This is a genomic window from Candidatus Neomarinimicrobiota bacterium, from assembly GCA_012964825.1.
Lineage (GTDB): Bacteria > Fidelibacterota > Marinisomatia > Marinisomatales > S15-B10 > UBA2125.
In genome coordinates this window covers 1-2,567 of sequence record DTTI01000038.1, presented here as the reverse complement: position 1 = coordinate 2,567, position 2,567 = coordinate 1, and the positions used below count along the sequence as shown (strand labels likewise).

Below are 2,567 nucleotides of genomic sequence, written 5' to 3'. Positions count from 1 at the left end.
TTTCTTCCATCTGGAAAGACGGTGAACTGTACAAGTTAAACGGGAAAGTGGTGGTAATGGCGGACACTGCCGTGGAAAAAGAACACACATTTAACTTTGCCGGTGAAGAAGAAAGCCTAATCCCTGAAGTGGAAGTTATGGCCTATGAACTGTTCTCTAAGCAGATGCCCCAAGAGCTGCAGTTTCAGCATCAGTATATTGAGGAAAGATCCCTAGCACTCCAGGGTATTACGGAAAGGAGGACGAGACTTAGAGCAACCCTTCTCTCCACCGCTGTGCCGGGATTGGGCCAGCTCTATCTTAAACGAAAACTGTGGGGCGGCCTATGGATGGCCACGCAGCTTTCTCTGGGGGCAGCGACATTAAACCATTACTTGAACTACAAGGACTCATATGATGAATTTTATGTATTTGAAGGTTTTTACCAGGCATCCACTAACGTGGATTCAATCTTCTCTTACCGGAACCAGATGGTGAGAACTTACGACAACGCTAAAACATCCATTGACCAAAGGAGACAGCTGACGCAGATCATCTTCTCGCTCTGGGCGCTCAATATTTTGCAGGCCAACATCATGTCCCCTTCAACTGAAGAAATCCTAAGGGAAATTTCCATACGTTTTTCACATAACCCCTACAACAGTGAGACTCAGCTGAGACTGACATTTACCATTGAATAAATTCTGCTTTCTATCTCTCCTGGCTCTTTTGTTGAGTTGCGAAGAACTCCCCGTTGTGAACTTCGATAACTCTCTAGACCTCACCACTGCGGAAGAACTCAATATTGAACTACCCGCCATCGTCTTTTATCCTGACAGCATACCCATGGAAGCGGGATCATCCGCTCAGTTGCAGGTATTCGCCATGGGAGTAACGGGCCTCAGCGGCGCCCATATCCAGATCAATTATGAACAGCAGAAACTGAATCTCAAATCGGTCACAAAAGGTGAATTCCTTAACTCTCTTACTGAACCCGGCTTTTACTTTGAAAATGATACCGCTGAAGGTCTGCTCGATATCTACACAATCAGTTTCGGCGTTGACAGCCTTAAAAATGTTACCGGTACGGGGAGCCTTGCGGTAGTGGAGTTTGAAGCAATAGCGCCAGGAAAGATTATCCTAGAATACACTGACAAGTGTGAATTTGTGGATGAGCACGATAACCCCATTGAAATAAAAAGTCTCCTGTACGGTGTTCTGGATGTTGCAAAGAAAAGTTAATACAATCGTTCTCACCCTATTGCTGGGATCGCTGATGGGCCAGGATATCACCCCACCCACCATTTCTTCAGTCACGTCCACCACGGCCAATGGAAGTTATAAAAAAGATAGTATAATTAATATTACACTCAACTTTGTAGATGAGAACAACCTCCCCGAAAAAGTTAAACTCATCGACGCAGAACTGGTCATCGAGCTTGAGACTGGGTCCACGGACAGAACAATTTCTATAGAGCCCTTTGGACTAACGACCTCCATTGCCGGAACCTACACCGTTAATAAGGGAGATCAAACGGATGCACTATCGGTAAAGACAATCTCTCTCAGTGCCATTGGCAACTCACCAGCCCTAACAGACTCGACAGGAAATGCCATGATAATTTTTTCACCAACTACCAATCTTGAAGCAGCACACACCATTACTGTGGATGGTATTGCCCCCGCTGCTCCCACGGGCTTGTCGGCCACGGCCGGAAATTCATTGGTGACCCTCAGCTGGAACATTAATAGTGAGACTGATTTCGGGAAATACAGGATATACGAGGATAAATCCTCATCGCCCACAACGACTGTTGACTCTACCCTGACTGTGGACGATATATCCAAAACGATTACGGGAAGAGACAATGACACAACCTATTATTACCGCCTCGCAGCGTTGGATACATTAGGGAATATAAGCGATTACTCCAGTGAAGTTTCCGCCGTTCCGTTTTCACGGCCGGTTGCCGGTGCCATCAGGGATGGTAACTCCGATACTACTGATGTGGACTGGTGGAGCTCCCGGTCTACCCTTTCTTTCAACTGGAACCCGTTTCAGGATAATGGTGCCGTCAGTTATCAATACGCTGTGGGTACATCCTTAAGTAATCTAAACAATACGGTTAATTGGACCGTTGTCGGTGACACATCCGTGACCGTAACAAACCTTAACCTCATTGAAGGATTCACATACTACCTTAGCACCCGAGGAACAGATTTCACTGCCAAGTCTGATACAGCCACCTCTGACGGCATCACCATGGATCTTTTAAAGCCCGTTGCCGGTGTAGTTTACGACGGATCTACCAATGCTGGAACTGACCTCACTTTTTACAACACCGCCGATGCTTATTTCGCCAACTGGACGGAGTTTGTCGATACACTGAGCAGTGGTGTGGCCAGTGGTGTGGCTTCATACACATACACCATCGGCACAACCCCGGGAGATACCACTGTTGTCAGCTGGACCAAGATCGGTATTCAGGACTCTTTGGCACATACCGGATTAGCTTTAGCGGAAGATTCTACTTATTACTTGTCAGTGATAGCCACAGACAGCGCCGGTAATTCATCCGATACTGTTG

The 2,567-nt window shown here is 46.7% G+C and carries 2 protein-coding genes; both read left to right on the top strand.

Annotated elements, in window-relative coordinates; genetic code table 11:
* Nucleotides 1-672: 672 nt before the first annotated feature.
* Nucleotides 673-1,221, top strand: a complete 549-nt coding sequence (locus EYO21_03800) for a hypothetical protein (GenBank protein ID HIB02935.1) — start codon at nucleotides 673-675, stop codon at nucleotides 1,219-1,221.
* Nucleotides 1,202-2,567: hypothetical protein (locus EYO21_03795; GenBank protein HIB02934.1), on the top strand; the 1,366-nt coding region annotated here is incomplete at its 3' end. The genes EYO21_03800 and EYO21_03795, both read left to right, overlap by 20 nt.